27 protein-coding genes and 1 pseudogene are annotated in these 23,276 nt (G+C 63.2%); 3 read left to right on the top strand and 25 right to left on the bottom strand.

Features of this window, described 5'->3' with window-relative positions:
• Nucleotides 1-23: 23 nt before the first annotated feature.
• The 18 genes and pseudogenes from nuoI to ACEQXE_RS03120 all read right to left on the bottom strand — a co-directional run.
• Nucleotides 24-509, bottom strand: coding sequence for an NADH-quinone oxidoreductase subunit NuoI (gene nuoI, locus ACEQXE_RS03205; protein WP_370177475.1), 486 nt, complete (start codon nt 507-509; stop codon nt 24-26).
• Nucleotides 506-931 (bottom strand): hypothetical protein, encoded by a 426-nt coding sequence (locus tag ACEQXE_RS03200; RefSeq protein ID WP_370177473.1) that lies wholly within the window; start codon nt 929-931, stop codon nt 506-508. The genes nuoI and ACEQXE_RS03200 overlap by 4 nt, the downstream gene beginning before the upstream one ends.
• Nucleotides 928-1,974, bottom strand: a complete 1,047-nt coding sequence (gene nuoH / locus ACEQXE_RS03195; protein ID WP_370177472.1) for an NADH-quinone oxidoreductase subunit NuoH — start codon at nt 1,972-1,974, stop codon at nt 928-930. The genes ACEQXE_RS03200 and nuoH overlap by 4 nt, the downstream gene beginning before the upstream one ends.
• Nucleotides 1,971-4,013: an NADH-quinone oxidoreductase subunit NuoG gene (nuoG, locus tag ACEQXE_RS03190; protein WP_370177471.1), complete on the bottom strand. Its 2,043-nt coding sequence runs from the start codon at nt 4,011-4,013 to the stop codon at nt 1,971-1,973. Before nuoG ends, nuoH begins: the two co-directional genes overlap by 4 nt.
• 256 nt (nt 4,014-4,269) lie before the next feature.
• Entirely contained in the window at nt 4,270-5,010 is a 741-nt protein-coding gene (locus ACEQXE_RS03185; RefSeq protein WP_370177470.1) for a hypothetical protein, read from the bottom strand.
• A gap of 206 nt (nt 5,011-5,216) precedes the next feature.
• A complete protein-coding gene (gene nuoF, locus ACEQXE_RS03180; RefSeq protein WP_370177469.1) occupies nt 5,217-6,509 on the bottom strand; it encodes an NADH-quinone oxidoreductase subunit NuoF in 1,293 nt (430 codons plus the stop codon).
• A 34-nt stretch (nt 6,510-6,543) separates the two neighbouring features.
• Entirely contained in the window at nt 6,544-6,687 is a 144-nt protein-coding gene (locus tag ACEQXE_RS03175; protein ID WP_370177467.1) for a hypothetical protein, read from the bottom strand.
• On the bottom strand, nt 6,687-6,875 hold the full coding sequence (locus ACEQXE_RS03170; protein ID WP_370177466.1) for a hypothetical protein: 189 nt from the start codon (nt 6,873-6,875) through the stop codon (nt 6,687-6,689). Before ACEQXE_RS03170 ends, ACEQXE_RS03175 begins: the two co-directional genes overlap by 1 nt.
• A complete protein-coding gene (locus ACEQXE_RS03165) occupies nt 6,872-7,051 on the bottom strand; it encodes a hypothetical protein (protein ID WP_370177465.1) in 180 nt (59 codons plus the stop codon). Before ACEQXE_RS03165 ends, ACEQXE_RS03170 begins: the two co-directional genes overlap by 4 nt.
• Nucleotides 7,048-7,221: a hypothetical protein gene (locus ACEQXE_RS03160; RefSeq protein ID WP_370177464.1), complete on the bottom strand. Its 174-nt coding sequence runs from the start codon at nt 7,219-7,221 to the stop codon at nt 7,048-7,050. The genes ACEQXE_RS03165 and ACEQXE_RS03160 overlap by 4 nt, the downstream gene beginning before the upstream one ends.
• Nucleotides 7,221-7,889 (bottom strand): NAD(P)H-dependent oxidoreductase subunit E, encoded by a 669-nt coding sequence (locus ACEQXE_RS03155; protein WP_370177463.1) that lies wholly within the window; start codon nt 7,887-7,889, stop codon nt 7,221-7,223. Before ACEQXE_RS03155 ends, ACEQXE_RS03160 begins: the two co-directional genes overlap by 1 nt.
• On the bottom strand, nt 7,882-8,052 hold the full coding sequence (locus tag ACEQXE_RS03150; protein ID WP_370177462.1) for a hypothetical protein: 171 nt from the start codon (nt 8,050-8,052) through the stop codon (nt 7,882-7,884). Before ACEQXE_RS03150 ends, ACEQXE_RS03155 begins: the two co-directional genes overlap by 8 nt.
• Complete coding sequence (locus ACEQXE_RS03145) at nt 8,049-9,266, bottom strand: NADH-quinone oxidoreductase subunit D (protein WP_370183197.1); 1,218 nt, start codon at nt 9,264-9,266, stop codon at nt 8,049-8,051. The genes ACEQXE_RS03150 and ACEQXE_RS03145 overlap by 4 nt, the downstream gene beginning before the upstream one ends.
• A 17-nt stretch (nt 9,267-9,283) precedes the next feature.
• Entirely contained in the window at nt 9,284-9,817 is a 534-nt protein-coding gene (locus tag ACEQXE_RS03140; RefSeq protein WP_370177488.1) for a hypothetical protein, read from the bottom strand.
• Nucleotides 9,817-10,674, bottom strand: coding sequence for an NADH-quinone oxidoreductase subunit C (locus ACEQXE_RS03135; protein WP_370177460.1), 858 nt, complete (start codon nt 10,672-10,674; stop codon nt 9,817-9,819). Before ACEQXE_RS03135 ends, ACEQXE_RS03140 begins: the two co-directional genes overlap by 1 nt.
• Nucleotide 10,675: 1 nt before the next feature.
• The gene (locus ACEQXE_RS03130; RefSeq protein ID WP_370177459.1) at nt 10,676-11,260 is read right to left on the bottom strand and encodes an NADH-quinone oxidoreductase subunit B family protein; all 585 of its coding nucleotides are present in this window, start codon (nt 11,258-11,260) and stop codon (nt 10,676-10,678) included.
• Nucleotides 11,251-11,625: an NADH-quinone oxidoreductase subunit A gene (gene ndhC / locus ACEQXE_RS03125; protein ID WP_370177458.1), complete on the bottom strand. Its 375-nt coding sequence runs from the start codon at nt 11,623-11,625 to the stop codon at nt 11,251-11,253. Before ndhC ends, ACEQXE_RS03130 begins: the two co-directional genes overlap by 10 nt.
• A 126-nt stretch (nt 11,626-11,751) precedes the next feature.
• Nucleotides 11,752-13,188, bottom strand: a pseudogene (locus ACEQXE_RS03120) (coniferyl aldehyde dehydrogenase); the annotation flags it as partial.
• Between the two features lie 90 nt (nt 13,189-13,278).
• Between ACEQXE_RS03120 and ACEQXE_RS03115 the strand changes: the two are divergent.
• Nucleotides 13,279-14,475 (top strand): acetyl-CoA C-acyltransferase, encoded by a 1,197-nt coding sequence (locus tag ACEQXE_RS03115; protein WP_370177457.1) that lies wholly within the window; start codon nt 13,279-13,281, stop codon nt 14,473-14,475.
• Nucleotides 14,476-14,608: 133 nt separating this feature from the next.
• On the opposite strand, the gene ACEQXE_RS03110 is transcribed toward ACEQXE_RS03115, so the two are convergent.
• Nucleotides 14,609-15,079 (bottom strand): SH3 domain-containing protein, encoded by a 471-nt coding sequence (locus ACEQXE_RS03110; RefSeq protein ID WP_370177455.1) that lies wholly within the window; start codon nt 15,077-15,079, stop codon nt 14,609-14,611.
• Nucleotides 15,080-15,173: 94 nt separating this feature from the next.
• Between ACEQXE_RS03110 and ACEQXE_RS03105 the strand changes: the two genes are divergently transcribed.
• Complete coding sequence (locus tag ACEQXE_RS03105) at nt 15,174-16,190, top strand: 2-hydroxyacid dehydrogenase (protein WP_370177454.1); 1,017 nt, start codon at nt 15,174-15,176, stop codon at nt 16,188-16,190.
• Between the two features lie 98 nt (nt 16,191-16,288).
• Complete coding sequence (locus tag ACEQXE_RS03100) at nt 16,289-17,590, top strand: ammonium transporter (protein ID WP_370177453.1); 1,302 nt, start codon at nt 16,289-16,291, stop codon at nt 17,588-17,590.
• Here ACEQXE_RS03100 and ACEQXE_RS03095 read toward each other — a convergent pair.
• The 6 genes from ACEQXE_RS03095 to prfB all read right to left on the bottom strand — a co-directional run bounded on the left by ACEQXE_RS03095 (nt 17,587) and on the right by prfB (nt 23,268).
• Complete coding sequence (locus ACEQXE_RS03095; protein ID WP_370177451.1) at nt 17,587-18,342, bottom strand: alpha/beta fold hydrolase; 756 nt, start codon at nt 18,340-18,342, stop codon at nt 17,587-17,589. The genes ACEQXE_RS03100 and ACEQXE_RS03095 overlap by 4 nt on opposite strands.
• Before the next feature lie 197 nt (nt 18,343-18,539).
• Nucleotides 18,540-19,340 carry an enoyl-ACP reductase gene (locus ACEQXE_RS03090; protein ID WP_370177450.1) on the bottom strand — a complete coding sequence of 267 codons (801 nt, stop codon included), beginning with the start codon at nt 19,338-19,340 and terminating at the stop codon, nt 18,540-18,542.
• A gap of 44 nt (nt 19,341-19,384) precedes the next feature.
• Nucleotides 19,385-20,614: a beta-ketoacyl-ACP synthase II gene (locus ACEQXE_RS03085; RefSeq protein ID WP_370177449.1), complete on the bottom strand. Its 1,230-nt coding sequence runs from the start codon at nt 20,612-20,614 to the stop codon at nt 19,385-19,387.
• Between the two features lie 26 nt (nt 20,615-20,640).
• Nucleotides 20,641-21,150, bottom strand: coding sequence for a bifunctional 3-hydroxydecanoyl-ACP dehydratase/trans-2-decenoyl-ACP isomerase (gene fabA, locus ACEQXE_RS03080; RefSeq protein ID WP_370177448.1), 510 nt, complete (start codon nt 21,148-21,150; stop codon nt 20,641-20,643).
• Between the two features lie 207 nt (nt 21,151-21,357).
• Nucleotides 21,358-22,086 carry a class I SAM-dependent methyltransferase gene (locus ACEQXE_RS03075; protein ID WP_370177447.1) on the bottom strand — a complete coding sequence of 243 codons (729 nt, stop codon included), beginning with the start codon at nt 22,084-22,086 and terminating at the stop codon, nt 21,358-21,360.
• 54 nt (nt 22,087-22,140) lie between these two features.
• Nucleotides 22,141-23,268 carry a peptide chain release factor 2 gene (gene prfB, locus ACEQXE_RS03070; RefSeq protein ID WP_370177445.1) on the bottom strand — a complete coding sequence of 376 codons (1,128 nt, stop codon included), beginning with the start codon at nt 23,266-23,268 and terminating at the stop codon, nt 22,141-22,143.
• Nucleotides 23,269-23,276: the final 8 nt, after the last annotated feature.

Raw genomic sequence — 23,276 nt, 5'->3', positions numbered from 1 at the left:
CCCGAATGTGGTCTGACGCGCGCCTAGCGGTAGGGCGCGTCGGCTTCAAGGTTCGCCGCGATGGCGCGTTCCCATTTGTCACCATTGGCGAGCAATTTTGCCTTGTCGTAGAGCAATTCCTCGCGCGTTTCCGTCGAATATTCGAAGTTCGGCCCTTCGACCACCGCATCCACCGGGCACGCTTCCTGGCAGAAACCGCAATAGATGCACTTGGTCATGTCGATATCGTAGCGCGTGGTGCGGCGCGACCCGTCGGCGCGCGGTTCGGATTCGATGGTGATCGCCTGCGCGGGGCACACCGCCTCGCACAGCTTGCAGGCGATGCAGCGCTCTTCCCCGTTGGGGTAGCGGCGCAGCGCATGTTCGCCGCGGAAGCGGGGGCTCAGCGGGTTCTTCTCGAAAGGATAGTTGATCGTCGCCTTGGGCTTGAAGAGATACTTCAGCGTCAGTGCGTGCGCCTTCACGAACTCAAACAGCGTGAAGGCTTTGATGGTCTGGGCGATACTCATTCTGTGTCCTCGTGGACGAGCGTGCAGGTTCCCTCGGTCTCGACCCAGTTCACCCGCGCATGGCGGGGGGTCGAGTCCCATTTCAGGGCGAAAGGGGCGGTCTTGGTCTTCAGTTCGAACGGTCCGACATCAAACCGGTGGACAGAGGCGTTTCCGTCGGTCCATTCGCCCGAAAGCTTCTCCGGCCAGCGATCCTCAACCTCTTGAAACCGCACTCCGTCGAGCGTCGAATCCGCATCGGTTGCCAGCGCGTAGAGCACGGCGTTGTCGCCGCGATAACGGCGCAGGAAAGCAGGGGTCGGCATATCGAGCAGAAAAGCGGACCCAATGCCATCGAAGCGGCATTCGAGCCGCCGATAATCCTCGGGTAGCGTTGGCACCGCGTGCATCGGCGCGGTCGACAGGAGGAGCGCAAAAATCATCCGTAGTGCCCCGTCGCCATCAGATATCCGCTGATGACGAACACGAAGATCAGGCTCATCGGCAGGAAGACCTTCCAGCCCAACCGCATCAGCTGGTCGTAGCGGTAGCGCGGTACGGTCGCCATCACCCAGCTGAACATGAAGAAGAAGAACAGCGTCTTGAGCAGGAACCAGATGATGCCCGGCACATAGTACAGCGGCGCCCAGTCGACCGGGGGTAGCCACCCGCCGAAGAACAGCAGCGTGTTGAGCGAACACATCAGCAGGATGTTGGCATATTCGCCCAGCCAGAACAGCGCGAAGCTCATCGAGCTGTATTCGGTCTGGTATCCGGCAACCAGCTCGCTCTCCGCCTCGGTCAGGTCGAACGGCACGCGCTGCGTTTCCGCCAGCGAGCTGATGAAGAACACCACCCACATCGGGAACAGCAGCAGGTTGAAGTAATAGCCGTTGACGATGCCAAGGCCGTGGCCGCGTTGCGCCTCGACGATCTCGGTCAGGTTGAACGTGCCGGCCCACAGGACGACGCAGATCAGGATAAAGCCGATCGAGACTTCATAGGAAATCATCTGCGCCGCAGCGCGCATGGCGCTGAAAAACGGGTACTTCGAGTTACTGGCCCAGCCCGCCATCACCACGCCGTAGACCGACAGAGAACTGATCGCGAGGATGTACAGCAGGCCGACATTGATATCCGCCAGCACCCAGCCATCCGCAAACGGTACCACCGCCCACGCGGCCAGCGCCACGGTGAAGGTGATGATCGGCGCGATGATAAAGATGCCCTTGTTCGCCGCGCTCGGGATGATGGTTTCCTGCAGGAAGACCTTCAAACCATCGGCAAAGCTTTGCAGCAGCCCGAACGGGCCGACCACGTTGGGCCCCTTGCGCAGCGCGATGGCCGCCCAGACCTTGCGGTCGATCAGGATGACGTAGGCGACCGCCAGCATCAGCGGCAGCGCGATCAGCAGGATGCCGACGATGGTCGCGATGAACCACGCCCATTCGTAGGCCATGCCCCAGGATTGGAGAGTTTCGCTCATTCCGCGGCCTCCAGCAGCTCTTCGCCGTGGACCAGCTCGGCCGAGCAGCGCTGCATCGCCTCGCTCGCGCGGGCGATGGGGTTGGTCAGGTACGGGTCGGTGATCGGATAGGTAATCGCGCCCTTGGCCTTGGGCGTTTTCTTGCCCTTCGGCAGCTTGCCCAGCGGCGCGAGGCCTTCTTCGCCCAGCGCGGGTACGGCTTCGATCATCGCAGATTGCAACTGCGCAAAGCTGTCGAAGCCCACGGTGACACCCATGGCATCGGCCAGCGCGCGCAGGATCGTCCAGTCCTCGCGCGCATCTCCGGGGGCGAACACAGCCTTTTCGGCGAACTGCACGCGGCCCTCGGTATTGACGTAGGTCCCGTCCTTCTCGGCATAGGAGGCTGCGGGGAGGATGATATCCGCCGCATGCGCGCCTGCATCGCCGTGATGGCCGATATAGACCTTAAGGCTTTTTTCGAATGCGCTGTAATCCAGCGAATCCGCGCCGAGGGACAGCAACACGGCAGGCGCGGCATCGACCACGTCCTTGATCCCGCCCTTCTGCGCATAGCCCAGCATCACCGCGCCCATGCGGGCAGCGGCAGTGTGGATCACGTTGAAGCCGTTCCAGCTTTCACCTTCCACGTCGCGCACCAGCTTCCACTCGTCGGCCAGCACCAGCGCCGGGTGCAGCGCATTGGCTGCGAGCCCGCCGGGACCGACGATGATCGCGGGCCGCGCGGCATCCTTGAACGCATCGGCGACATGAGCGGGCAGGTTGTGCAGCAGGCCCGCATCCTCGCCCAGGAATTCGCAGGCAAATGTCGTGTCCCACTCGGGCCCGATCAGGAAGATCTTCGCGCCGCGCTTCGCCGCCTTGCGCAGTCGAACATTGATCAGCGGTGCCTCATGACGCACCTGGCTGCCGACAATCAGGATCGCATCGGCGGTCTCGATCCCGGCGAATGTCGAGTTGAACGCGATGCCCGCAAGGCTGGAACAGTCGTAATCCAGCCCGGTCTGACGTCCTTCGAGCTTGTCGGAGCCCAGCTCTTCCAGCAGGCGCTTGGCCGCGAACATAGTCTCGCAATCGACAAGATCGCCCGCGACGGCAGCGATGGAGCCCTTTCCGCCGCGCTTGGCCGCCTTCGCAATCGCGGCGAACGCGTCTTCCCAGCTGGCAGGAGCGAGCTTGCCCGCCTTCTTCCCACCAAGGCCGCGCATCCACACCTTGTCGAGACGGCGACTGGTCAGGCCATCGACCTGATAGCGTGCCTTGTCCGAAATCCACTCTTCATTGACGTCGTCGTTGATCCGCGGAAGCGCGCGCATCACCTCGCGCCCACGGCTATCGAGGCGGATATTTGCGCCCACAGCATCGGACACGTCGATGCTGAGCGTCTTCTTCAGCTCCCACGGACGCGCTTCATAGGCGTATGGGCGACTGGTGAGCGCACCCACCGGGCACAGGTCAATCACGTTGGCACTCAGCTCATGCTGCGCCGCCTGCTCGAGGTAGGTCGTGATCTGCATGTCCTCGCCGCGATAGAGCGCGCCAATCTCGTCCACGCCCGCGATTTCCTCGCTGAACCTGACGCACCGGGTGCAGTGGATGCAGCGGGTCATGATCGTCTTGATCAGCGGGCCCATGTACTTCTCAGTCACCGCACGCTTGTTCTCGTGATAGCGAGATGCGCCGCGGCCATACGACATTGCCTGATCCTGCAAGTCGCACTCACCGCCCTGGTCGCAGATCGGGCAATCGAGCGGATGGTTGATGAGGAGGAATTCCATGACGCCCTCGCGCGCGGCGCGCACCATCTCACTATCCGTGCGAATTTCCTGCCCTTCGGTCGCCGGAAGCGCACAGCTCGCCTGCGGCTTGGGCGGCCCCGGCTTAACCTCGACCAGGCACATGCGGCAATTGCCCGCAATGCTCAGCCGCTCGTGATAGCAGAAGCGCGGGATTTCCTTGCCCGCCAGCTCGCACGCCTGCAGCACGGTCGCGCCATCGGGCGCGTCGATTTCCTGTCCGTCTACGGTGACCTTCGGCATAGTCCTTCACATTCGCCATCGGCGCCCGGCCCAAAGTGCCCGGCTAGGAGCGTGATTCCCACGCGTTGGGCCCGTCCCTAGGCGCTTAGTCCACGGAGATACAGGCTCTATTGAAGAAAAATCAGGGGGCGATCGAGCGGCGGAGGACACTGAGAGTGACTATAGGTTCGATCAGGACATACCTACCCGCTCCCGAGGGCCGGGAATGCCCCTCCCCGCCCCCGTACCCGCAGCAGTTCCAGCTACCTACGAGGCATCACCCCTCGAAATTCGTCCAGTGATAAAGGGCCTGCGCCAGGTAGGCCCGCTGGAAGTAAAGCGGCATGTCATCCGCAGGCTTCAGCTGGTCGCATGTGCTCGTCGCGGCGTTGAGAGCTGCGAAAGCCCCTTTCTCCAGTTCCGAACCTGCTTCGGTCGCAAGCAGGCCGCGCACGGCAATCGGATTGATCGCCGTGCGGCACTCGGCCGCCATCTGCGTCTTGGCAAAATTGCCCGTCTTGTCACCGCTGATCGCGATAGCGGAGATAAACGCCGTCAACTTGGCGCTATCGCCTGCCTGCGGGATGTCCGGCGCCGCCGTTTCATCGACCATGATGTTCTCCGCCAGCGCGCCGCGCATGAAAGCGGGATCGATGCTGATGTTCGTCGGCGCACAATTGCTCATTCGCGCAATATACTTGTCCAGGTCCAACCGCGGTTCGTTGAGCGAAGGCATGTCCTGCTTGAGCAACCGCTCCGACCGGTCCCGGTTGAGCGAATTTGCACATTTGGCAAACCGGCGCGCGGTATCCCAGTTCGTACGCATGGCCTGCGGATCCTGCATCAGCGAGGCACGCGCTTCCTCGGCTGCCTGGTATCGCAGCTCGCTCTCGATTTCGGACTGGTTGCCGTTGTTGCTGGAGCGTTGCTGGAGAAAGCGCTGCGATTGCGCGACAGCCATGCTCGACATAGCCAGGCTCGCACATCCGACCAGTGCCAGGACTGCAAATTTTTTCACGATACTTCCTCCCACGGTCATCGGCGCATTTTTGCGCCCGAAATTGGAATCCCTGCGCCTTCAATCAAATGTTTGGCGCAGGCTCGGCCTAATGCGAGACTGCGCTTCAACATCATCGACGCTCCCGATGCGGGCGGGACGCCGTCAGGCTGTCACACCCGCTCCATTAGCGCAGGCTATCACATCAAACGCCCTTGCGGAAACGACTATTCGGCGGCTTGCGCCAGCTCGCTGCCACGCTCGGCAATCCGCCGCTCAAGCTCGGGCCGGAAGTGCCGGATCAGGCCCTGGATCGGCCATGCCGCGGCATCGCCCAGCGCGCAGATAGTGTGGCCTTCCACCTGCTTGGTCACTGTGTGGAGCATGTCGATCTCCTCGACATCGGCATCGCCGGTCTCCAGTCGCTGCATAACGCGCCACATCCACCCGGTGCCCTCACGGCACGGCGTGCACTGGCCGCAGCTCTCATGCTTGTAGAAGTACGAAATCCGGCTGATCGCGCGAACGATATCGGTCGACTTGTCCATCACGATGACCGCCGCCGTGCCGAGACCGGAGCCCAGTTCCTTCAGCCCGTCGAAGTCCATCGGGCAATCCATGATCTGTTCGGCAGGCACCAGCGGGACGGAGGAACCGCCGGGGATCACCGCCAGCAGGTTGTCCCACCCGCCACGAATGCCACCACAATGCTTCTCGATCAGTTCGCGGAACGGAATGCTCATCGCTTCCTCGACCACGCAGGGCTTTTCGACATGCCCGCTGATCTGGAACAGCTTGGTGCCCTGGTTCTTGTCGCGCCCGATCCCGGCGAACCACGAAGGGCCGCGCCGCAGGATCGTGGGGACGACCGCGATGCTCTCCACATTATTGACCGTGGTGGGGCAGCCATAAAGGCCTGCGCCGGCTGGGAATGGCGGCTTGAGGCGCGGCTGGCCCTTCTTACCTTCGAGGCTTTCGATCAGCGCGGTTTCTTCGCCGCAGATATAGGCGCCCGCACCGCGATGCAGGAACACGTCGTAGTCATAGCCCGAACCACAGGCATTCTTGCCGATCAGCCCCGCATCGTACGCCTCGTCGATCGCCTTCTGCAGCGTCTCTGCCTCGCGGATATATTCGCCGCGAATGTAGATGTAGGCAGCCCGCGCGCGCATCGCGAAGCCCGCGACCAGCGCGCCTTCGATCAGCTTGTGCGGATCGTGCCGCATGATCTCGCGGTCCTTGCAGCTGCCCGGTTCGGATTCGTCGGCATTGATGACGAGGAAGCTGGGCCGCCCGTCCTTGCTTTCCTTGGGCATGAAGGACCACTTCATGCCGGTCGGGAAGCCCGCACCGCCGCGCCCGCGCAGCCCGCTCGCCTTCACATCCTCGATGATCGCGTCCTGCCCCTTGGCGAGCAGCGCCTTGGTATTGTCCCAGTCGCCACGCGCCTCGGCAGCTTTCAGGCCCCAGTCCTGAAAACCGTAAAGGTTGGTGAAGATGCGATCCTTGTCCGCGAGCATTCGAGAGATTTCCTTGCTGGACGCGCTGCGTGCGTCACTGAATTCCGATAAAGACAAGCCAGGCGGCAACCGCGAGGATGACGAGCAACGCGATCGTCTTGATAATCCCGGCGAAGAACTTCCATGCCAGCGCAACCAGCACCAGCGCCACGATGATCGTGACAATGTTATATTCCATCACTCGTCCCCTTCGGCGCTGGCATCGGTATTGCTGCGGCTCATGAAAACGATCCCGAGTACGACGAACGGCAATCCGATACCGAGGAATGCCGGGCCCAGCGTAGTCGACAGCGACACGGTAACCCCGATTCCGATGACGAGGAAAGAGATACCGAGCGTGCGATAATCGGTCTTCTTCTCTGTCATCCGCCGTCCTTCCCCGCTTTCTCGCCCGCGTCGAACTTGCCGTTCGAAATCGCGTAGAATGCGGCGCCCAGCGCCAGGAAGGTTGCTCCCAGCGCGGTCTTGTCCGTGAAGAAGAACAGCATCGCAGCGATGAAGAACATCACGGAGGCGAACCGGTACATGCGCTTGGGGGTCACGCATCGTCTCCCTTGCCGCCATTGCCCAGTCCGAAGATACCGAAGCCACCCATCAGGAAGCCGAGCAGCAACCATACGATCCAGTCGTCGCCCTGCAGGAATTTGACGAGCGCCAGCACCAGGAAAATAATCCCTACGATGGGCAGTCCCTTGGTGGCGGCGCCGTACATTACCATTCGCCCCGGTAATCGTGGTTCTCGGTCACCATTTCCTTCAGCGTGGTCGGCCCGCCGCTGGGTTCGGACGTGTGGCGGCCCGGCTCCTGCGTGCCCGCCTTGGGCGTCTCGCCCTTGGCCAGCGCATCGAGCACGGCGTCGAGCCGCTCCACGGTCAGGTCTTCGTAATTGTCGTCGTTAATCTGGACCATCGGCGCGGTCGCGCAATTGCCCATGCATTCGACTTCGGTGAGCGTCCACAACCCGTCGTCCGAAACGTGGCCCTTCTTCATGCCCCGCGCCTTGCACGCGGCGATGATGTCGTCGCTGCCGCGCAGCATGCACGGCGTCGTGCCGCACACCTGCACGTGGTACTTACCCACCGGCTTCATATTGTACATGAAATAGAAGGTTGCGACTTCGAGCACGCGGATCACCGGCATATCGAGATAGGCGGCGACATATTCGATCACCGGCAGCGGCAGCCAGCCCTGCGTATCGGTTTCCTCACCGACCTGCCGCTGGGCCAGGTCGAGCAAGGGCATGACCGCCGACTTCTTGCGCCCTTCGGGATAGCGGGCAAGCGCCTTCTGCGCCTTCGCCTCGTAGGCGTCGTTGAAGGCGAAATTACCCCACCGCTCGCGCAGTTCGGGGGTGTCGGGTGCGGGAGTGCGGTCAGCCATCGGTCTTCTTTCCACGCGCTCGAACATAAGCGAACAGCATGGCCACTAGGCCAGCCACCAGCACGATTTCGAGCACAGAATCTATTGCGATAACATCGAATACGTCGAGCAGGATGACTGCCGAGAGAATGACGATCACGATGCCCCAGAGCTTGCTATTCACCGATCGCACTCCCCGAACACCACGTCGATCGCGCCGAGGATGGCGGTGGCATCGGGCAGCATGTGGCCCTTGGTCATCATGTCCATCGCCTGCAGGTGCGAAAACGCGGTCGGGCGGATCTTGCAGCGGTACGGCTTATTGGTGCCGTCGCTGACCAGGTACACGCCAAATTCGCCCTTGGGGCTCTCTGTCGCGACATAGACCTCGCCCGCAGGCACGTGGAAGCCTTCGGTATAGAGCTTGAAGTGGTGGATCAGTGCTTCCATCGACTGCTTCATCTCGCCACGCTTGGGCGGGGAAACCTTGCGGTCGTCGCTGGCGATGGGGCCAGAGGGCATTTCCGCCAGGCACTGCTTGATGATCTTCGCGCTCTGGTAGACTTCCTGCACGCGGACCATGAAGCGGTCGTAGCAGTCCGAGTTGGTGCCCACCGGCACGTCGAACTCCATCCGGTCATACACCTCGTAAGGCTGCGACTTGCGCAGGTCCCACGGCACGCCCGCAGCACGCAGCATCGGGCCGGAGAAGCCCCATGCAATCGCGTCGTCACGGCTCACCACCGCGATATCGACATTGCGCTGTTTGAAGATGCGGTTGTCCATGACGAGGCTCATCGCATCGCCGAACAGTTCGGGCAGGCGATCGTCGATCCACTCGCCGATATCCACCAGCAGCTTCTCGGGCACATCCTGGTGCACGCCGCCGGGGCGGAACCATGCGGAGTGCATGCGCGCACCCGAAGCGCGCTCGAAGAAATTCATGCAATCTTCGCGCAGCTCGAACACCCACAAGTTCGCGGTCATCGCGCCGACATCCATCACGTGGCTGCCGATATTGAGCATGTGGTTGGAAATGCGCGTCAGTTCCGCGAACAGCACGCGCAGGTATTGCGCACGCTCAGGCACTTCGAGATTGAGCAGCTTCTCGATCGCGAGGACGTAGGAGTGCTCCTGACACAAGGGGGAGCAGTAATCGAGCCGGTCGAAATAGGGCAGCGCCTGCAGGTACGTCTTGTGCTCGATCAGCTTTTCGGTCCCGCGGTGCAGCAGGCCGACATGCGGGTCCACCCGCTCCACGATTTCGCCGTCCAGCTCCATCACCATGCGCAGCACGCCGTGCGCTGCGGGGTGCTGCGGACCGAAGTTGATCGTGTAGTTCGTGATCTGCTCATCGCCCGTGGTCGGCGAGTGCTCGATCGTCATTCCGTGTGCCATGCGTTTCGTACCCTAGCCTATCCGCACGCCCATTGCCCACCGGCGAACTTGCGCTGCTGGCCATCGGCGGCAACGTAAAGATCGGCGGTTCGCGTCGACTGGTTGCCTGCCGCGGGGACGACCTTCACGGTCACGCCCTGCGCGCTCATGGTCGGGCCGGCATAGATCGGATCGAGCCCGCCTTCGTCGGCGGTCACGTTGATCAGGTCGCCGCCGATGCGGACCACGCCCTTGCCCATCACGGCAGGATCGTTGGGCGCGCCAGCGATCAGCAGTTCGTTGGCTTCATGCGAGAAGGTGCAGCCGCCATCGCGCTGGCCCAGATCGACGCGGGCAATATTGCCCAGCTTTTCGAGCTGGAGCGGGTCCGCGCCTGCGGGCACTGCGGATGCCTTCGCCTCGGTGCTTTCGGGATCCGCAACCGAGCCCTGGACCGAGCCCTCGCCTCCGCCGACGCGCGCAGCGAAATCGTCGCCGCTTTCGGACGCGTCGTCACCCTGCGAACAGGCCGCGAGTACAATCGCGACGGAGAAGATCAGCACATTGCGCATCACGATTTGCCCTTCTTCTTCGGTTCGGTCGAAGCTGCCGTGTCTTTCGTCTTGCCCTTGCGCGCAGGACGTTTCTTGCGATCTTCGGTCGGGGTCGGCGCAGGCGTGCGATCCTTGCCGCCATCTTCCTCGGCAGGTGCGCCCTTGCTGACCTTTTCGACGGCTTCCTTGTCGGTCTTGGCGCCCGCGCCGGTATCCTTCGTACTGTCGGTCGTCTTGGGTTCGTCGACCGGCGGCGTATGCGCCTTCTCGTCGCCGGGCAGCACGTAGTCCGCGCCTTCCCAGGGAGAGAGGAAATCGAAGCTGCGCAGGTCCTGCGGCAGGTCGACCGGTTCGTAGACGACGCGCTGCTCTTCTTCCGAATAGCGCAGTTCGACATAGCCCGTCAGCGGGAAGTCCTTGCGGAAGGGATGCCCTTCGAAACCATAGTCCGTCAGGATACGGCGCAGGTCCGCATTGCCCGCGAAGATGACGCCGTAGAGGTCGAACACCTCGCGCTCCAGCCAGCCTGCATTGGGCCACAGCGTGGTCGCGGTGGGCACAGGCGTGGTCTCGCTGGCGGTGACCTTCACCATCACGCGGCTGTTTTTCGTGAGGCTCAGCAGCATGTATACGACTTCGAACCGCTCGGGCCGGCCGGGATAGTCGACCCCGGCGATCTCCATCAGCTGCTGGTAGCCGTGCTGGTCGCGCAGGGTGCGCAGCGCATCTTCGAGCGAGACACGCTCGACCGCCAGCAGCAGCTCGCCATGCTCTTCCTTGGCCTCGACCAGCATGTCGCCAAGCGCGCCGGATAGCGTATCCTGTAACCCGTCGATGCGGGTGACCTTGGGGGCGGAATGGAGGACGCTCGCCATCCTAGCGCTCCACCGTCCCGGCACGGCGGATCTTCCGCTGCAACTGCATCACGCCATAGAGCAGCGCCTCAGCTGTCGGCGGGCACCCGGGCACATAGATATCGACCGGCACGATCCGGTCGCACCCGCGCACGACGGAATAGCTATAGTGGTAATAGCCGCCGCCATTGGCACAGCTGCCCATCGAGATGACGTATTTCGGGTTGGACATCTGGTCGTAGACCTTGCGCAGTGCCGGCGCCATCTTGTTGCACAGCGTGCCCGCGACGATCATCACGTCGGACTGACGCGGCGATGCACGCGGGGCGGCGCCAAACCGCTCCATGTCATAGCGCGGCATGTTGACGTGGATCATCTCCACCGCGCAGCAGGCAAGGCCGAAGGTCATCCACCACAGCGATCCGGTGCGCGCCCACTGGAACAGGTCTTCGGTGCTGGTGACGAGAAATCCCTTGTCGTTCACCTCGGTCTGCAGGGCGTTGAAATAGTCCTGATCGGGTGCGCGCACTTCGCCGGGCTGCGCCGTCGGTGAATCGTGCAGCGCGGGATTGAGCTTCGGGTTGGCAGGGCTGTGATCTACTCCCATTCGAGGGCTCCTACCTTCCAGGCATAAATCAGGCCGATGGCCAGTTCACCGATGAAGATCATCATCGTGGTCCAGCCGGACCAGCCGGTGAAATCGAGGCTGACCGCCCACGGAAACAGGAATGCCGCTTCCAGATCGAAGATGATGAACAGGATCGCGACCAGGTAAAACCGCACGTCGAACTGGCTGCGCGGCTCTTCGAAGGCCGGAAAACCGCATTCGTACTCGCTCACCTTCTCCGCAGTGGGATTGTGCGTGCCGGTGAGGCGCGAAACGCCCATCGGCAGGAACACGAAGACGCAGGAAATGGCCAGCGCCACGCCGAGAAACAGCAGTATGGGCAGATATTGTTCGAGATCGATCACGCGCGTTTCCAAAAGTCCGGGCAAGAGTCTGGTTTGCGGGGCCAGCCTCTAGGCCCCGTCCTGGCGGGGCGCAAGGGCGTCAGCCTTGGAAAACAGGCTCGCTTGGGCAGAAAAATACCTGCCCCCCTATTTCATCTCGCGCGCGATCGCCTTCTTCGCCGCATCGCCATAGGGCGGCTTGAGGCCAGCCAGCTTGGCAATGTCGATCTTGGGCTGCTGGTACGTGCTGCGCGCGTGGCTGAATTCGCGGAAACCTTCCGGCCCGTGATAGCTGCCGATCCCCGACGGGCCCACGCCGCCGAACGGCATGTCGTCGACCGAAATGTGGAAGATCACGTCGTTCACCGTGACCCCGCCCGAGATCGTTTTTTCGAGCACCTCTTCCTGCTCTTTCGCGCTGCTGCCGAAATAATAGAGGCCCAGCGGGCGGTCGTGATCGTTGATGTACCCGATCGCTTCGTCGACCGCCTTGTAGGTCTTCACCGGCAGGACCGGGCCGAAGATTTCCTCGCGCATCGCCTGCATGTCATCGGTGACATTGCGCAGGATGGTCAGCGGCATCTTGCGCGTGTTCGCGCCCGAGAAGCTTTCCTTGCCGGGATTGACCTCGATTACCTCGGCGCCCTTCGAACGCGCATCCTCGACCAGGCCCTTCAGCCGCTCGAAATGCTTGTCGGAGATGATCGCGGTGTAATCCTCGTTGTCGAGCAGCGTGGGATACATCTCGTGCACGCCCAGCTGTACGGCGGCGACCACGCCTTCCTCCTGATCCTCGGGCACGAGCAGGTAATCGGGTGCGAGGCAGATTTGCCCTGCGTTGAGCATCTTGCCCAGCGCGATTCGCTCGCCCGCACGGGTCAGGTCCGCGCCCTTGCCGATGATCGTCGGGCTCTTGCCGCCCAGTTCCAGCGTGACCGGCACAAGGTTCTTCGCGGCTGCTTCCATCACCTTGCGACCCGTTTCGGTCGATCCGGTGAACACGAGATGGTCGAAGGGAAGCGAGGAGAAGGCCTGCGCCACGTCGGGTCCGCCAGTGATGACAGCCACTTCGCTCTCGTCGAATGCATCCGAGACCAGTTCGCGCATCCGGTCGCTGGTTGCAGGGGTGAACTCGCTCGGCTTGATCATCGCGCGGTTGCCCGCCGCGAGCACTTGCATCAGCGGGCCGAAGCTCAGGTTCACCGGGAAATTCCACGGGCTCATGATCCCGATCACGCCCTTGGGCTCGTACCGCACCTCCGCCTTGGCGCCCATCAGGCCCAACGGGAACCGGACCGAGCGCTTGTCCGGCGCGGCCCAGTGGTCGAGGTTCTTGAGGCAATATTTGCCAAAGCCGATCGTGCTGACGATGTCGGTCATCATCGAGCCTTCGAAGCTGCGGCTGCCGAAGTCGGAATTCATCGCCTCGGCCAGCGACTCACCATGTTCCGAGAGCAGCGCCATCGCGCGCTTGATCCGGTCGCGGCGAACCGAGAGCGGCTCGGGCCGCGCCTCGATGAACGCCCTTCGCTGGGCTTCCAGAACGCGATCAAGGGTCTGGGGGGCGTTATCGTTCATGTCTCGGCTCTCCGATTGTGTTTCTTCGCTAGGCTATTACATCGAACGCGAATTCCGCCAAAGTGTTGCACAAGCAGAAAGGCACGTACGTTTCTCATGGCCCAGTTTTCCCCGGCAGACCCCATCGTCATCCTCTCCTACGCACGTACCCCGATGGGGAGCATGCAAGGCGCGCTTGCGGACGCATCGGCAACCGATCTGGGCGCAACGGCGGTGAAGGCTGCGGTGGACCGCTCGGGCGTACCGGTCGAGAAGTTCGACCGCACCTATATGGGCTGCGTGCTGCCCGCCGGGCTGGGCCAGGCACCCGCGCGGCAGGCGAGCATCAAGGCAGGCCTCCCCAAGTCGGTACAGGCGACCACGGTGAACAAGGTGTGCGGTTCCGGCATGCAGACCGTCATCATGGGCTCCGAAGCGCTCGCCAGCGGCACGGTGGACTATGTTGTCTCGGGCGGCATGGAGAGCATGACCAATGCGCCCTACCTGCTCAAGAAGCACCGCAGCGGCGCGCGCCTTGGCCATGATACAGCCTACGACCACATGTTCCTCGACGGGCTGGAAGACGCCTACGAAGAAGGCCGCGCGATGGGCACATTCGCGCAGGATACCGCCAACGAGTACCAGCTGACGCGCGAGGAAATGGACGAATACTCTATCGAATCGCTGCGCCGCGCGAACGCCGCGATCGAAAGCGGCGCCTTCGATGGCGAGGTCGTCCCCGTGGCGATTGTCACCCGGCGGGGCGAAACCACGGTCGAGCATGACGAGGCCCCCGGCAAGGGCAAGCCGGACAAGATCCCGCAGCTGCGCCCTGCCTTCGCCAAGGACGGGACGATCACCGCTGCGACCTCGTCGAGCATTTCCGACGGTGCTGCCGCCGTGGTCTTGTCGCGCGAGAGCGTCGCCAAGGAAAATGGCCAGACACCTGTTGCGAAGATCGTTGCGCTGGCCGCGCATGCGCAGGAGCCTAGCGAGTTCACCGTCGCCCCGATCGGCGCGATCAACAAGGTGCTCGAAAGCGCTGGCTGGTCGGCCGACGAGGTCGATCTGTGGGAAGTGAACGAGGCCTTCGCCTGCGTCGCCATGTTCGCGATGCGCGACATCGGCATCCCGCACGAGAAGATCAATGTGAATGGCGGCGGCACCGCGCTGGGTCACCCCATCGGCGCCAGCGGCACGCGGATCAGCGTGACGCTGCTCAACGCGCTCAAGCAGCAGGGCAAGAAGCGCGGCATCGCCTCGCTGTGCATCGGCGGCGGCGAAGCGACTGCCGTTGCGGTGGAGATGGTCTAGTCCTGAGAGCTGAGAAAATCCGTTCGTGCTGAGCTTGTCGAAGTGCGAACGGATTTCAGACGTTCTCCTGGGTCCGCCCGCCCTTCGACAAGTTCAGGACGAACGGGCTGTGGCGGTCGGTACACTCGATTGGCTAAATCTCGCCCGCACCCCATAGGCGGCTTGCCTCGACGAAGCCGGATCGCTTGCCGACCGAGAATTCGCACCAGCTGTCGGCGCAATCGCCCAGCTTGCCGACCACTCCGGGTTCGAGCTTCCACTTGACCGGTGACCCGGCGCCATCGCTCTCACGCATGGCGGCGAGGTCCGTGCCGGTTACGATCGCGCCGCGATCTCTGCTTAGCAGGCGCGCAGCGATCCAGCCCTTGTCGCCATCCGGGTCCTGCACCAGCCGCCAGCCCTCGCGCACGCGCAGCACCTTCACCGGCAGGCCCTTGCGCTTATAGACCCATTCGATCCGGTATTCCGCACTCGGCCCGACGCGCATGTTCGCCTCGGTCACGTCGATTGTCGCCCAATAGGGCGTCTCGACGTTCTGCCCGCCGGCGGGCGTGGCGGTGATGAGGGCAAGGCCCATGGCGAGCGGAATGGCGCGTCTCAGCATGGGGCTATGAGGTACTGCATCCGGCGCCCGGCTGACAAGCTTGGACGCGCTGCGCTTGACCAGTTTTGCACCACGCGCCAAGCACGCAGGCATAATGGCCAGCACCCAGGAAGCCCCCACCCGTCGCATCGAAGGTTCGCCCCGAGTCATCGTGACGCGCGCCTTGTCGCCCTCCATCCAGTCACGAATGGACGAGTTGTTCGATTGCCGGTTCAACGACAGCGATACGCCGCTTTCGCGCCAAGAACTGATCGACGCGATGCGCGATTGCGACGTGCTGGTGCCGACTGTGACCGACCGGATCGATGCCGAAATGCTCGATGCCTCAGGTGAGCGGATGCGGCTGATCGCCAGTTTCGGCGCGGGTACCGATCATATCGACCTGAAGGCAGCCGCCGCGCGCAAGATCACCGTTACCAATACACCCAGCGTTTTCACCGAAGATACTGCCGACCTCGCGATGGCGCTGATCATCGGGGTGCCGCGCAGGATTCGCGAAGGAGTGGAGCTGGTCCGGCAGGGCGAATGGAGCGGCTGGGCACCTACTGCCATGCTGGGCCGCAAGCTGGCGGGTAAAACGCTGGGCATCGTCGGCATGGGCCGGATCGGGCAGGCCGTGGCACACCGCGCCAAGGCCTTCGGGCTCGATATCATCTATCACAACCGCAAGCGCCTGCCCGAAGCGGTCGAGAGGATGTTTGCGGCCACCTATATTGAGAGCCTGGACGAACTGCTGGCACAGACGGATATCCTCACCCTGCACTGTCCCTCCAACCCGGAAAGCCATCACATGATCGATGCGGACGCGATCCGCGCGATGAAGGACGGCGCATGCCTGATCAACACCGCGCGCGGCGACCTGGTCGATCAGGACGCGCTGGTCGCAGCGCTGGAAAACGGCCATCTCGCGGGTGCCGGGCTCGATGTCTATCCGGACGAGCCGCAGGTCGATCCACGCCTCCTCGCGCACCCCAACGTGATGACACTGCCGCATATCGGCAGTGCCACGGCGGAAGGCCGCGCGGCATCCGGGGACAAGGTGATCGCGAATATCCGCATCTGGGCCGATGGCCACCGTCCACCCGACCAGGTGCTCGACGCCCTTCTCTAGATTAACCACATATGCGGAAAGACGGGCCTATGGGGCTTGTTCAAGGCGCGTCATATCCTGCATCCTCGCGCCCGGTATAGCTTGGGGACCCGCATCCGATGACCAAATTCGCACCGGCGCTGCTGCTTGCCGCAATTTTTGCCGCCCCGGCCTCGGCACAGGACGTGGGGGAGATCGTCGCGAACGACACGGGCGATACCGCGTGGATCCTCACATCCTCGGCGCTGGTGCTGCTGATGACCCTGCCGGGCCTCGCGCTGTTCTACGGCGGGCTGGTCCGATCCAAGAATGTGCTGTCGGTTGCGCTGCAAACCGGCGCAGTGGCCGCCATCGTTTCCGTGCTTTGGATCGTGACCGGATACACGCTCGCGTTCGGCGACGTGGCGAATGGCTGGATCGGCAATGGCCGCGCATGGATGCTGATCGAGCTGACCAATGTCCGGCTCGGCACCACGATCCCCGAAAGCACCTTCGTGCTGTTCCAGATGACCTTCGCGATCATCACGCCCGCGCTGATGATCGGCGCATGGGTCGACCGGGCACGCTTTTCCTGGGTGGTGATCTTCTGCGCGCTGTGGAGCCTGGCCGTCTACGCTCCGGTCGCGCACTGGATATGGGGCGGCGGCTGGCTCGCCAGCACGTTCGGTACGCTCGATTTCGCAGGCGGGCTCGTGGTGCACACGACCGCAGGCGTCTCGGCGCTGGTCGTCGCGATCATGATGGGTGCGCGGCAGGGCTTTCCTGACAAGCCGATGATCCCGCATTCCCCGGCGCTGACGATGGTTGGCGCCGCGCTGCTGTGGGTCGGGTGGTTCGGCTTCAATGGCGGATCGGCACTCGCGGCCACGGATGATGCATCGAGTGCGATCATCAACACGCATGTCGCGGCGAGCGCTGCGGCGCTCGTGTGGCTGCTGATAGAACGGATCGGTTTCGGCAAGACCACGATGGTCGGCTGGGCGACTGGAGCCATCGCCGGGCTCGCCACGATCACGCCTGCCGCCGGTTTCATCTCGCCGGGTGCCTCGATCTTCTTCGGCGCGCTTGCTGCCGTCGTTTGTTACGGCGCGGTGCTGCAGATCAGGAACTGGGGCATCGACGATTCACTCGATGTGTTTGCGGTTCACGGCGTGGGCGGCATCCTCGGCACGATCCTGCTCGGCCTGTTCCTGTCCTCCGCGCTTGGCGGCACGGGGTATGCGGAAGGCATGACCCCGCTTGGCCAACTCGGCGCCCAGGCCATCGGCATCGCGGTAGTCGCATTGTGGAGCGCGGTGCTGACCGCGATCCTCGCGCTGGGTATCGGGATCATCGCACCGATGCGCGTGAAGAAAAAGCACGAGATCGAAGGGCTCGACATTACAAGCCACGGCGAACGCGGCTGGCATTTCGGCGACTAGTCCCGCCCCGCTTCTTCCTCCGCAATCAGCAGCTCGACCAGGTGGTTGATCGACCGTCGGCTGGCGGAAAACTGGAAATGTTTGTCCGGCACCTCGATTGCGAGGTCGCACTCACCCTCCTCGCCGCGCGAACAGGCTGGAGCGACCACGCCATCCAGCGGTGACCAGATCGCAATCGTGCGCACCGGCGGCTTCTGGCGCGGGTCGTCGGGCAGCGGAGGATTGTCGACCGAGTGATCGTTGATCGCTTCGTACAGGCGCCACGCATTATTCGCCCGCCGGTCGCCCGAGAACGGCGTGCCGAGCGTTACCACACGTGCGACCATCTCCGGGTGTCGCTGCGCCAGCACACGGGCGTAAAGGCCGCCGAGGCTGATCCCGACCAGCGTGACGGGCTTTTCATGGCGCGCGTGCACTTCTTCCAGTCGGGCCTGTGCCTTGGCGAAGACCGCTTCCTTTATACCCGTCACCACGCCCAGCTTGCCCGGATAGGCATCGAACCCGGCGGCGCCGAGCGTGCGCCGCATCAGCGACGTTGCCCCGTCGTTGGAAAGAATGCCGGGGAAGACCAGCACCGGCGCCCGGTTCGCTGGGGTATCCGCAGGGCGCTGCTCGGACCCAAGCCGCACGGGGCGCACCGGGCTCGACCAGATGATCGGCAGGTTGGGCAGTTCCTTCAGCCAGGTGCCGAAAGACGGCGCGAGCGTATCGTCACGCCGGGTATCGCGCTGTCCTTTTGCGTACTGTGCCATCGGGTCGGTCTCCGGTCGAAATCCCGCCATCGCCTCGCGTCATCTGAAGGCACATGCGCGTCTTGAGTGGCTCGCGCTACAAGCTAGCGCTTACATGGCCTGCAAGCATCAGGTTTTCGTCGATCGGCCTACCATGGGCGATATTCCGCACGTCATGCAGACCGCAAAGCGATGCAAGGCTGCGGAACAGTCCGGCCTTAAAGATTGTCGTGCTGCGGCATTCCCAACACGTGGAAACCGCCATCCACGCGGATGATTTCGCCCGTGGTGCAGGCTCCGGCATCCGAGCACAGGTACACCGCCGTGCCGCCGACCGCTTCCAGCGTGGCGTTGGCGCGCAGCGGCGCATTGGTCTCGGTATGCTTCCAGGTCTTGCGGGCACCGCCGATGGCCGATCCGGCGAGCGTCTTCATCGGGCCGGGGCTGAGCGCATTCACTCGTATGCCTTCGGGGCCGAGATCGTTGGCGAGGTAGCGCACCGCCGCTTCAAGCGCGGCCTTGGCCACGCCCATCACGTTGTAATTCGGCGTGACACGGGTCGAACCCATGTAGCTCATCGTCAGCAGGGTTCCGCCATTTTCTACCATCATCGGGTGCGCGCGGCGCGCGACGTCGATGAAGCTGTAGGCGGAGATATCCATCGAGTTCTTGAAGTTCTGCCGCGAGGTGTTGAGGATGCGGCCCGTCAGTTCCGACTTGTCGGAAAATGCGATGGCGTGGACGAGGAAGTCCAGCGTGCCCCAGCGTTCCTGCAGGGCGGCGAATGCGGCATCGAGCGAGGCATCGTCGGTCACATCGACATCCAGCATGAAGTCCGATCCGACGCTCTGCGCCAGCGGCTCCAGCCGCTTGCCGAACGCTTCGCCCTGATAGGTGAAGGCCAGCTGGGCCCCTGCCTCGGCACAGGCCTTGGCGATGCCCCATGCGATTGATCGATCATTGGCGACGCCCATCACGAGGCCGCGTTTCCCAGCGAGAAGGCCCTTACTTTCCGGCATTTCCAAACACCCTCACCTGTCGGCGCTTTTGGTGCGCCCGAGACTCAATCGCGAAATTTCGACAGGACCATCGATCCATTGGTCCCGCCGAAACCGAAAGAATTGGTCATCACCGAATCGAGGCCCGCGTTCTCTACGATTTCGGTAGCGATCTCCTCGGGCTTCAATGCCGGATCGAGCGTCTCAACATTGATCGAGGGGATGATGAAGTCGTTTTCCAGCGCGAGCAGGCAATAGACTGCTTCCTGCGCGCCCGTGGCGCCCTGGCTGTGCCCGGTCATCGACTTGGTCGAGCTGACCGGCGGGGTCGAGCCTTCGCCGAAGACGCGGCGCACCGCCTCGATCTCGCCCACATCGCCCACCGGGGTCGAAGTGCCGTGCGCGTTGATGTAGCCAACCTTGCGATCTTCGCCGAGCGTGCGGAGCGCCCCGCGCATAGCGCGCTCCCCGCCCTCGCCCGAAGGCGCGACCATGTCCGCCCCGTCGGAGGTGGCGGCGAAACCGGTGACTTCGGCATATATCTTCGCCCCGCGCGCCTGCGCATGTTCGAGGCTTTCGAGAACTAGGATGGCACCGCCACCGCCGATCACGAAGCCATCGCGATCCGCATCGAAAGCGCGCGAGGCACGCTCTGGCGTATCATTATACTTGCTCGACATCGCACCCATCGCGTCGAACAGGCAGGACAGCGTCCAGTCCAGTTCTTCGCCGCCGCCGCCGAACATCACATCCTGCTGGCCCAGCGCGATCTGCTGTGCCGCCATGCCGATGCAATGCAGCGAGGTGGAACAGGCCGACGTGATCGAGAAGTTCACCCCCTTGATCTGGTAGGCCGTGGCAAGGTTCGCACTCACGGTAGAGGACATGCACTTTGGCACCGCAAACGGCCCGATGCGCTTGGTATTGCCCGTCTTGAGGACAGTCTGGTGCGCGGCCAGCATGGCCGATGTGGAAGGCCCGCCAGACCCGGCAATCACACCCGTCATCGGGTTGATAACGTCCTTCTCTTCCAGCCCTGCATCGGCAATCGCCTGGCCCATCGCGATATGCGCATAGGCGGCGCCGGGGCCCATGAAGCGCAAGGTGCGCTTGTCGACATGCTCCGCCACGTCGAGGTCCACCGCGCCCGCAATCTGGGATCGGAACCCGTGTTCGGCCATGGCCTCATTAAAGGTAATGCCGGACTTGCCCGCCTTGAGCGAGGCAAGCACTTCATCTGCATTATTGCCGATCGAGGAGACGATCCCCAGTCCGGTTATGACGACGCGACGCATCAAATTCCTCTCACGCCTCTGACCGATCAAGCATCGGAAAGGGCGACTTTCATGTCCTTGACTTGATAGATGACTTCACCATCGGCTTCGACCCGGCCATCGGCCACGCCCATGGTCAGGCGGCGCGTCTGCACCGCCTTGGTGAAGTCCACGAAATAGGTCAGCTTCTTGCGGTCGGGCCGCACCATGCCGGTCAGCTTCACTTCGCCGACCCCCAGCGCATAGCCACGCCCCTGCCAGCCGCGCCAGCCGAGGTTGAAACCGGTCAGTTGCCACAGGCCATCGAGGCCGAGGCACCCGGGCATGATCGGATTGCCGGGGAAATGGCATTCGAAAAACCAAAGGTCAGGCTTGATATCGAATTCCGCCACCACGTGGCCCTTGCCATGCTCTCCGCGGTCACCGGAAATATCGGTGATCCGGTCCATCATCAGCATCGGGGGTTCGGGCAATTGCGCATTGCCGGGGCCGAATAATTCGCCGCGCGCGCATTTCAGCAGATCGTCACGGTCAAAACTGGTTGGGAAATCTGTCATCCCCGGCGGTTCTCCTCGATTTTCAACCATTGGGCTGACCTTGCGCCTAACACCCCGCATTCATGCTGGAAAGGGTGCACGGGTCGTGAGCTGCGGATTGATTGCCGGAGGTCTAGCGGATCGCGGGAGGACGAATTTGCACAGGTTTGGCATGCGAACCTGCCGCCGGCTGCCGCGACCTCCGATCAGCCTCGGACTTCCATTCGGTCAATCGGCGGCATCTGCCGTACACGGCTCAATATCTTCCGGGTCGGGCCGGATCGCACCGCGACTGAACTGCGCAAAATATCCAGAAAGCTCGGGCGCCTGCTCGGTCTTTTCAAGACGATATCCGACCCGCTCGAACTCGCAGGCCAGCAGGCCGGGAGGGATACCGTGGCGATCGGTCGGGCGGTCCATATCGACCACGATCACCTTGCCGCCCTCTTTGAGCGAGGGCCACAGGCGCCACAGGAAGGCGTAGGGCTCGCCGACCTCATGATACATGTGGACCATGAAAACGCGGTCAAAGCTTTCGAGCGGCAGGTGCGGGTCGTCTTCGGCGCCCAGCGCTATCGAGACGTTGTCCAACCGTTCCCGATCCACGCGGCGGCCCAGCCTTTCCAGCACGCCGCGGTCGATATCCTGTGCCAGCACGCGGCCACGATTGCCTACGCGCTCGGCAAGACGGACCGTGTAATAACCCTCGCCCGCGCCGATATCGGCAATGGTCATCCCCGGTTCGATCGAGGCGAGGTCCATCACCTTCTGCGCCTCGCCCTGGCTGTCGCGCTTGTCTTCGGTAGAGAACTGGCTGGCACCAAGCTCGGACACGGGCCGGTGCGGCTCGGGGAAGTCGCGCGCGGTATCGGGCCGGTCGGACGATTCGTCGGGCGCACTGCACGCGGCAAGCGCCAGTGCCGATCCCAATGCCAGATGTGATAGTGCCCGCATCATCCTTCGCGCACTTAGCCGGGAGCGACGGTGTTGGCCAAGCCCAATCGCGCCTGCCTACTCCACGTCTTCCACTTCCACAGCTTCGCCCGTCACGCGCTGCGCCAGTGCAGCAGAGATGAACGGATCGATCGCCCCGTCCAGGACGTCGCCGGGTGCAGTCGAGGTTTCCCCCGTGCGCAGGTCCTTTACCAGCTGGTACGGCTGCAGGACATAGCTGCGGATCTGGTGGCCCCAGCCGATCTCGGTCTTCTCCGCATATTCGCCCGATGCCGCTGCTTCGCGTTCGGCCATCTCGCGCTCGAACAGGCGTGCCTTCAGCATGTTCATCGCGGTGGCGCGGTTCTTGTGCTGGCTGCGGTCGTTCTGGCTCGCCACGACGATCCCGGTGGGCTGGTGGGTGATGCGCACCGCGGAATCGGTCGTGTTGACGTGCTGGCCGCCCGCGCCCGAAGCACGGTAGGTATCGATCTTGAGGTCGCTCTCGTTGATCTCGATCTCGATATCGTCGTCGATCACCGGATAGACCCACACGCTCGAAAACGAGGTGTGGCGCCGCGCGCTGCTGTCATACGGGCTGATCCGTACCAGCCGGTGCACGCCGCTTTCGGTCTTGGCATAGCCATAGGCGTTCTCGCCCTTGATATGCAGCGTGACCGACTTGATCCCGGCCTGCTCGCCCGACTGGTATTCGACCGTTTCGACCTTGAAACCGCGCTTTTCCGCCCAGCGTACATACATGCGCATGAGCATTTCCGCCCAGTCCTGGCTTTCGGTGCCGCCCGCACCCGCATGCACTTCCAGATAGGCGTCGTTGCCATCCGCCTCGCCCGAAAGCAGCGCCTGCACCTTGTCGGCATCGGCACGTTCGGCCAGCTTCTCGAGGCTGGCGAGGCCGTCGTTCACGACCTCCTCGTCACCCTCGGCCTCGCCCATTTCGATGAACTCGACCGCGTCGGCCATTTCCTGCGAGATCTCGCGCACGGTGTCGACCGCGCTTTCCAGCTGCTTCTGTTCGCGGCTGATGGCCTGCGCCTGCTTGGGATCGTTCCACAGGTCCGGGTCCTGCACCCGCGCGTTCAGCTCGTCGAGCCGACGCAGCGCGCGTTCCCAGTCCAGCGACTGTCGCACCAGCGCCAGCGCAGCTTCGATCCGGTCGATATGGGCCTGCCCTTCGGCACGCATTGCATTCT

It is taken from the genome of Alteriqipengyuania sp. (assembly GCF_964222115.1).
GTDB lineage: Bacteria > Pseudomonadota > Alphaproteobacteria > Sphingomonadales > Sphingomonadaceae > Alteriqipengyuania.
This window is presented reverse-complemented; position numbering and strand designations above follow the sequence as displayed.

What these genes read in the sequence shown, in the direction of transcription:
- ACEQXE_RS03105 (WP_370177454.1), top strand. Translation starts at nt 15,174, where the DNA reads ATGGCCAGCACCCAGGAAGCCCCCACCCGTCGCATCGAAGGTTCGCCC.
- ACEQXE_RS03085 (WP_370177449.1), bottom strand. Translation starts at nt 20,614, where the DNA reads ATGCGTCGCGTCGTCATAACCGGACTGGGGATCGTCTCCTCGATCGGC.
- ACEQXE_RS03160 (WP_370177464.1), bottom strand. Translation starts at nt 7,221, where the DNA reads ATGTACGGCGCCGCCACCAAGGGACTGCCCATCGTAGGGATTATTTTC.
- nuoF (WP_370177469.1), bottom strand. Translation starts at nt 6,509, where the DNA reads ATGCTCGCGGACAAGGATCGCATCTTCACCAACCTTTACGGTTTTCAG.
- ACEQXE_RS03130 (WP_370177459.1), bottom strand. Translation starts at nt 11,260, where the DNA reads ATGGGAGTAGATCACAGCCCTGCCAACCCGAAGCTCAATCCCGCGCTG.
- ACEQXE_RS03170 (WP_370177466.1), bottom strand. Translation starts at nt 6,875, where the DNA reads ATGACAGAGAAGAAGACCGATTATCGCACGCTCGGTATCTCTTTCCTC.
- prfB (WP_370177445.1), bottom strand. Translation starts at nt 23,268, where the DNA reads ATGCGTGCCGAAGGGCAGGCCCATATCGACCGGATCGAAGCTGCGCTG.
- ACEQXE_RS03155 (WP_370177463.1), bottom strand. Translation starts at nt 7,889, where the DNA reads ATGGCTGACCGCACTCCCGCACCCGACACCCCCGAACTGCGCGAGCGG.
- ACEQXE_RS03115 (WP_370177457.1), top strand. Translation starts at nt 13,279, where the DNA reads ATGGCCCAGTTTTCCCCGGCAGACCCCATCGTCATCCTCTCCTACGCA.
- ACEQXE_RS03200 (WP_370177473.1), bottom strand. Translation starts at nt 931, where the DNA reads ATGATTTTTGCGCTCCTCCTGTCGACCGCGCCGATGCACGCGGTGCCA.
- ACEQXE_RS03135 (WP_370177460.1), bottom strand. Translation starts at nt 10,674, where the DNA reads ATGGCGAGCGTCCTCCATTCCGCCCCCAAGGTCACCCGCATCGACGGG.
- fabA (WP_370177448.1), bottom strand. Translation starts at nt 21,150, where the DNA reads ATGACAGATTTCCCAACCAGTTTTGACCGTGACGATCTGCTGAAATGC.
- ACEQXE_RS03175 (WP_370177467.1), bottom strand. Translation starts at nt 6,687, where the DNA reads ATGGAATATAACATTGTCACGATCATCGTGGCGCTGGTGCTGGTTGCG.
- nuoI (WP_370177475.1), bottom strand. Translation starts at nt 509, where the DNA reads ATGAGTATCGCCCAGACCATCAAAGCCTTCACGCTGTTTGAGTTCGTG.
- ACEQXE_RS03145 (WP_370183197.1), bottom strand. Translation starts at nt 9,266, where the DNA reads ATGGCACACGGAATGACGATCGAGCACTCGCCGACCACGGGCGATGAG.
- ACEQXE_RS03110 (WP_370177455.1), bottom strand. Translation starts at nt 15,079, where the DNA reads ATGCTGAGACGCGCCATTCCGCTCGCCATGGGCCTTGCCCTCATCACC.
- ACEQXE_RS03075 (WP_370177447.1), bottom strand. Translation starts at nt 22,086, where the DNA reads ATGATGCGGGCACTATCACATCTGGCATTGGGATCGGCACTGGCGCTT.
- nuoH (WP_370177472.1), bottom strand. Translation starts at nt 1,974, where the DNA reads ATGAGCGAAACTCTCCAATCCTGGGGCATGGCCTACGAATGGGCGTGG.
- ACEQXE_RS03095 (WP_370177451.1), bottom strand. Translation starts at nt 18,342, where the DNA reads ATGGCACAGTACGCAAAAGGACAGCGCGATACCCGGCGTGACGATACG.
- nuoG (WP_370177471.1), bottom strand. Translation starts at nt 4,013, where the DNA reads ATGCCGAAGGTCACCGTAGACGGACAGGAAATCGACGCGCCCGATGGC.
- ACEQXE_RS03090 (WP_370177450.1), bottom strand. Translation starts at nt 19,340, where the DNA reads ATGCCGGAAAGTAAGGGCCTTCTCGCTGGGAAACGCGGCCTCGTGATG.
- ACEQXE_RS03100 (WP_370177453.1), top strand. Translation starts at nt 16,289, where the DNA reads ATGACCAAATTCGCACCGGCGCTGCTGCTTGCCGCAATTTTTGCCGCC.
- ACEQXE_RS03140 (WP_370177488.1), bottom strand. Translation starts at nt 9,817, where the DNA reads ATGCGCAATGTGCTGATCTTCTCCGTCGCGATTGTACTCGCGGCCTGT.